The organism is Streptococcus humanilactis (assembly GCF_019448275.1).
GTDB classification, from domain to species: Bacteria; Bacillota; Bacilli; order Lactobacillales; family Streptococcaceae; genus Streptococcus; species Streptococcus humanilactis.
Genome location: NZ_JAHXBZ010000015.1, coordinates 1 through 1,433, shown reverse-complemented (window position 1 = coordinate 1,433; position 1,433 = coordinate 1). Strand labels below are relative to the sequence as shown.

Annotated in this window: 1 pseudogene; it reads left to right on the top strand. The window is 51.8% G+C overall.

From position 1 onward, the window contains the following. Positions 1 to 1,433, top strand: a pseudogene (locus KV696_RS09595) (adhesive domain-containing protein); the annotation flags it as partial.

Below are 1,433 nucleotides of genomic sequence, written 5' to 3'. Positions count from 1 at the left end.
GCACTTGTGCTTGCTGATGTAGATGCTACAGCGCTTGTGCTTGCTGATGTAGAGGCTACTGCGCTTGTGCTTGCTGATGTAGAGGCTACCGCACTTGTGCTTGCTGATGTAGAGGCTACGGCACTTGTTGACGCTGAGGTAGACGCTACGGCGCTAGTGCTTGCTGATGTAGACGCTACGGCACTTGTTGATGCTGAGGTAGATGCTACTGCGCTTGTGCTTGCTGATGTAGACGCTACCGCACTTGTTGACGCTGATGTAGAAGCTACCGCACTTGTGCTTGCTGATGTAGACGCTACGGCACTTGTTGACGCTGAGGTAGACGCTACTGCGCTAGTACTTGCTGATGTAGACGCTACGGCACTTGTTGACGCTGATGTAGAGGCTACAGCGCTAGTACTTGCTGATGTAGATGCTACAGCGCTAGTACTTGCTGATGTAGAGGCTACCGCACTTGTTGATGCTGAAGTAGAGGCTACCGCACTTGTGCTTGCTGATGTAGATGCTACTGCGCTTGTGCTTGCTGATGTAGACGCTACCGCACTTGTTGACGCTGATGTAGAAGCTACCGCACTTGTGCTTGCTGATGTAGAGGCTACCGCACTTGTTGACGCTGATGTAGAGGCTACTGCGCTAGTACTTGCTGATGTAGACGCTACCGCACTTGTTGACGCTGATGTAGAGGCTACTGCGCTAGTACTTGCTGATGTAGAGGCTACAGCGCTTGTTGACGCTGATGTAGAGGCTACCGCACTTGTTGATGCTGATGTAGAGGCTACCGCACTTGTTGATGCTGATGTAGACGCTACGGCACTTGTTGATGCTGATGTAGAAGCTACCGCACTTGTGCTTGCTGATGTAGAGGCTACCGCACTTGTTGATGCTGATGTAGACGCTACGGCACTTGTTGATGCTGATGTAGAAGCTACCGCACTTGTGCTTGCTGATGTAGAGGCTACCGCACTTGTTGATGCTGATGTAGAGGCTACAGCGCTTGTGCTTGCTGATGTAGAGGCTACCGCACTTGTTGATGCTGAGGTAGAGGCTACGGCGCTTGTGCTTGCTGATGTAGACGCTACGGCACTTGTTGATGCTGATGTAGAAGCTACCGCACTTGTTGATGCTGAGGTAGAGGCTACGGCGCTTGTGCTTGCTGATGTAGAGGCTACCGCGCTAGTGCTTGCTGATGTAGACGCTACGGCACTTGTTGATGCTGATGTAGAAGCTACCGCACTTGTTGATGCTGAGGTAGAGGCTACTGCACTTGTTGACGCTGAAGTAGAGGCTACTGCACTTGTGCTTGCTGATGTAGAGGCTACCGCGCTAGTGCTTGCTGATGTAGACGCTACCGCACTTGTTGATGCTGAGGTAGAGGCTACCGCACTTGTTGACGCTGAAGTAGAGGCTACCGCACTTGTTGATGCTGAAGTAGA